Annotated in this window: 3 protein-coding genes; 1 reads left to right on the top strand and 2 read right to left on the bottom strand. The window is 72.2% G+C overall.

All coding sequences use genetic code 11. From position 1 onward, the window contains the following. Positions 1-51 precede the first annotated feature (51 nt). Positions 52-1,683, bottom strand: coding sequence for an L-glutamate gamma-semialdehyde dehydrogenase (pruA, locus tag ACSNOK_RS31255; RefSeq protein WP_436784168.1), 1,632 nt, complete (start codon positions 1,681-1,683; stop codon positions 52-54). A gap of 32 nt (positions 1,684-1,715) precedes the next feature. Further along, positions 1,716-2,642, bottom strand: a complete 927-nt coding sequence (locus ACSNOK_RS31250) for a proline dehydrogenase family protein (RefSeq protein ID WP_223770920.1) — start codon at positions 2,640-2,642, stop codon at positions 1,716-1,718. A gap of 281 nt (positions 2,643-2,923) precedes the next feature. Here ACSNOK_RS31250 and ACSNOK_RS31245 point away from each other — a divergent pair, with 281 nt between their 5' ends. Then, the gene (locus ACSNOK_RS31245) at positions 2,924-4,153 is read left to right on the top strand and encodes a PucR family transcriptional regulator (RefSeq protein WP_436784167.1); all 1,230 of its coding nucleotides are present in this window, start codon (positions 2,924-2,926) and stop codon (positions 4,151-4,153) included. Positions 4,154-4,169: the final 16 nt, after the last annotated feature.

Genomic DNA, 4,169 nt, shown 5'->3' with positions numbered 1-4,169 from the left:
CCCCCGCCCGGCGCGAGCCGGACGGGGGCGGAAGCACAGGGGCAGAGCAGGTCAGCCCATGTGCGGGTAGCGGTAGTCGGTCGGCGGGACCAGGGTCTCCTTGATGGACCGGGTCGAGACCCAGCGCAGGAGGTTGGTGGCCGCACCGGCCTTGTCGTTCGTCCCCGAGGCGCGGCCGCCGCCGAAGGGCTGCTGGCCGACGACGGCGCCGGTCGACTTGTCGTTGATGTAGAAGTTGCCCGCGGCGAAGCGGAGCTTCTCCATCGCGTCGGCGACCGCGGCGCGGTCCTGGCCGATGACCGAGCCGGTCAGGGCGTACGCCGAGACGGACTCCATCTGCTGGAGCATCGCGTCGAAGTCCTCGTCCTCGTAGACGTGGACGGCGAGGATCGGGCCGAAGTACTCGGTGGTGAAGACCTCGTTGGACGGGTCGGTGCACTCGATGACGGTCGGGCGGACGAAGTAGCCCACCGAGTCGTCGTACGTGCCGCCGGCGACGATGGTGCAGGTCGGGTCGGCCTTGGCGCGGTCGATGGCGGCCTTGTTCTTGGCGAAGGCGCGCTCGTCGATGACGGCGCCGATGAAGTTCGACAGGTCGGTGACGTCACCCATGGTGATGCCGTCGACCTCGGCCGCGAACTCCTCCTTGAAGCCGTCCTCCCAGATGGAGCGGGGGATGTAGGCGCGGGAGGAGGCCGAGCACTTCTGGCCCTGGAACTCGAAGGAACCGCGGGTCAGGGCGGTCTTCAGGATGGCGCGGTCGGCGCTCGGGTGGGCGACGACGAAGTCCTTGCCGCCGGTCTCGCCGACGAGGCGCGGGTAGCCCTTGTACTTCTCGATGTTGTTGCCCACGGTCTTCCAGAGGTACTGGAAGGTCTTGGTGGAGCCGGTGAAGTGGATGCCCGCGAGCTCGGGGTGGTTCAGGGCCACCTCGGAGACGGCGAGGCCGTCGCCGGTCACCAGGTTGATGACGCCCTTGGGGAGGCCGGCCTCCTCCAGGAGCCGCATGAGCAGCACGGCGGCGTGCGTCTGCGTCGGGGACGGCTTCCAGACGACCACGTTGCCCATCAGGGCGGGGGCGGTCGGGAGGTTGCCGGCGATGGCCGTGAAGTTGAACGGCGTGATCGCGTAGACGAAGCCCTCCAGCGGGCGGTGGTCGCTGCGGTTCCACACGCCGGCGGAGTTGGCGACCGGCTGCTCGGCGAGGATCTGGCGCGCGAAGTGCACGTTGAAGCGCCAGAAGTCGACGAGCTCGCAGGGGGTGTCGATCTCGGCCTGCTGGGCGGTCTTCGACTGGCCGAGCATGGTGGAGGCGGCCAGCGTCTCGCGCCAGGGGCCGGCGAGCAGCTCGGCGGCGCGGAGGATGATCGCGGCGCGGTCGTCGAAGGACATGGCGCGCCAGGCCGGGGCGGCGGCCAGGGCGGCGTCGATCGCGTCCTGGGCGTCCTGCTCGGTGGCGTTGGCGTAGGTGCCGATGCGGGCCTGGTGGTTGTGCGGCTGCACGACGTCGAAGCGCTCGCCGCCGCCCATCCGCTTCTCGCCGTTGATCGTCATCGGCAGGTCGATGGGGTTGCCCGCCAGCTCCTTGAGCTTGGCTTCGAGGCGGGCGCGCTCCGGGGAGCCCGGGGCGTAGGAGTGCACCGGCTCGTTGACCGGGGCGGGGACCTGGGTGACAGCGTCCATGAGTCTCGTTTCCTTATCGGGGTTGGAGGGTCTCAGCCCTTGGTGATCATCGAGCGGAGGAAGAACAGCAGGTTGGCGGGCTTCTCCGCGAGGCGGCGCATGAAGTACCCGTACCAGTCGGTGCCGTAGGCCGTGTAGACCCGCATCCGGTGGCCCTCGGCGGCCAGCCGGACGTGCTCGTCACCGCGGATGCCGTAGAGCATCTGGAACTCGTACTCGTCCAGCTTGCGCCCCGCCTGCCGGGCCAGCTCCTGGGTGATCGCGATCAGACGCGGGTCGTGCGACCCGATCATCGGGTAGCCCTCGCCCGCCATCAATATCTTGACGATGCGGACGAACGCCTTGTCGATCTCGGCCTTGTCCTGGAAGGCGACGGAGGCGGGTTCCTTGTACGCACCCTTCACGATACGCACCCGGCTGCCGGCGGCGGCGAGCCGGCGGGCGTCGTCCTCGGTGCGGAACAGGTACGCCTGGATGACGCAGCCGGTCTGCGGGAAGTCCTTCCGGAGCTCCTCGTGGATGGCGAACATCGAGTCGAGGGTCGTGTGGTCCTCGGCGTCCAGCGTGACGGTGGTGCCGATGGCGGCGGCGGCCTCGACGACCGGGCGGACGTTGGCGAGGGCCAGCTCGTGGCCGCCCTCCAGCGCCTGGCCGAACATGGACAGCTTGACGGACATCTCGGCGCGCTCGCCGAGGCCCAGCTCCTTGAGGCGCTCGATCAGCTCCAGGTAGGCGTCACGGGCCGCGTACGACTGCTCGACGGTGGTGATGTCCTCGCCGACGACGTCGAGGGTGACCTCCAGGCCCTTGGCCGCGGCGTCCTTGACGATCGGAATGACCTGGCCGACGGTCTCGCCCGCGATGAAGCGGTCGACGACCTGCTTGGTGCCCGGGGCGGCCGACACGAAACGACGCATGCGGTCGCTGCGCGAGGCGGCGAGGATGACGGGACCCAGCACGGGCACCTCCACGATGACGGCCGGTCCCACTCGGAACGACGGCATAACCAACTCGACGTGAAACGTAGGTTTCGCGCCACCTCGCGGACTATCGACACCTGTCACGCATCCGTGGCCGGGATCTCAGACAGATGTATGACAATGGTTCCCGGCCGGCCGCGGAGGTGGTCCAAAACGGACGAAAGAACCCGAAGGGGCCGGACGGAACGCGGCGGGATCCGATGGAACCTGGCGGAAACGGCGAAATCCCGGGAACCCGGAGAAAGGGAGTGCGGCGCGTCATGCGGGGCGAGTACCAGCAGCTCGTGGACGAGATCTCGGCGGTGTTCGGCGCCCCCGCGACCCTGGAGGACCGCGACTTCGGCCTGATCGCCTTCGGCGCGCACGGCGGCGACGACGACCTTGAGGTCTCCATGGACCCGGTGCGGACGCGCTCGATCCTCCAGCGGCGCTCGACGGCGGCCGTCCGGGCCTGGTTCGAGGCGTTCGGGATCGCCCGGGCGCAAGCACCGATGCGGATCCCGCCGGACCCGGCGGCGGGCGTCTTCAAGGGCCGCATCTGCCTCCCCGTGCGCCACCGGGGCGTGGTGCACGGCTACGTCTGGCTGCTGGACGACGAGCAGCTGGCCGGCGTCGAGCTGGACCCCGCCGCGCCGGACCCGCGCGTGGCGCAGGCGATGGAGACCGCCGCCCGGATCGGCGCCCTGCTGGCCGCCGAGGCCCGCGCCGGCGCCGAGCTGGGCGAGCTGCTGCGGGACCTGCTGACCGCGCGCCCGGCCGGCCGGGACGCCGCGCGGGCCGCCCTCCGGGAGGCTCTGGGCCCGGCGGCGGACGGGCCGCTGGCACTGCTGGCGGTGGCGCCCTGGCGTACGGACTCCGACGACCCCGAGGGCGCCGGCGGCGACCGCCCGGGGTCGGCGTTCGCCGCCCGCTCCGGCGTGGCGGCGCTCTGCGCGGTGCCCGGCAGCCTGCCGGACGGCTCGGCGGCCCTGGCCGCCCTCGTCCGGCTGCGCGCCCTCAGCGCACCGGCGCCCGCCCGGGCCGCCGCCGACCGGCTGCTGCACTCCCCCCGGGCCGGCGCGGACGGCGGCCCGGGCCTGGCCGCCGCCGGGCTGGGCACACCGCGCAAGGGCCTCGCCGAGCTCACGGACGCCTGGGCGGAGGCGCTGTCCGCCGCCCGCGCGGCGGCGGCCGAACGGCGGCTCGGCCCGCTCGCCGAGTGGGCGGCCATCGGCCCGTACCGCGTCCTGACCGGCCTGCCGGCCGACCGCGCGGCCGACCACGCCGTCCGCCCTCTCCTGGAGCGCTCCCACGCGGAGCTGGCCCGCACCACCGAGGTCTACCTGGACTGCGCCGGCCAGGCCGGCCGCGCGGCCGCCGCCCTCGGCATCCACCGGCAGACGCTCTACTACCGGCTGTCCCGGGTGGAGCAGCTCACCGGCCTGGACCTGGACAACGGCGAGGACCGGCTGCTGCTGCACATGACGCTCAAGGCGGCGCGGCTGGGGTAGGCGCGGGGGCCCGGGG

Origin of the sequence: Streptomyces sp. URMC 126 (assembly GCF_051386555.1) — a bacterium.
Taxonomy (GTDB): Bacteria; Actinomycetota; Actinomycetes; order Streptomycetales; family Streptomycetaceae; genus Streptomyces.
Note: the sequence above shows the minus strand (reverse complement) of the source record. Positions and strands in the feature narration are given on the sequence as shown.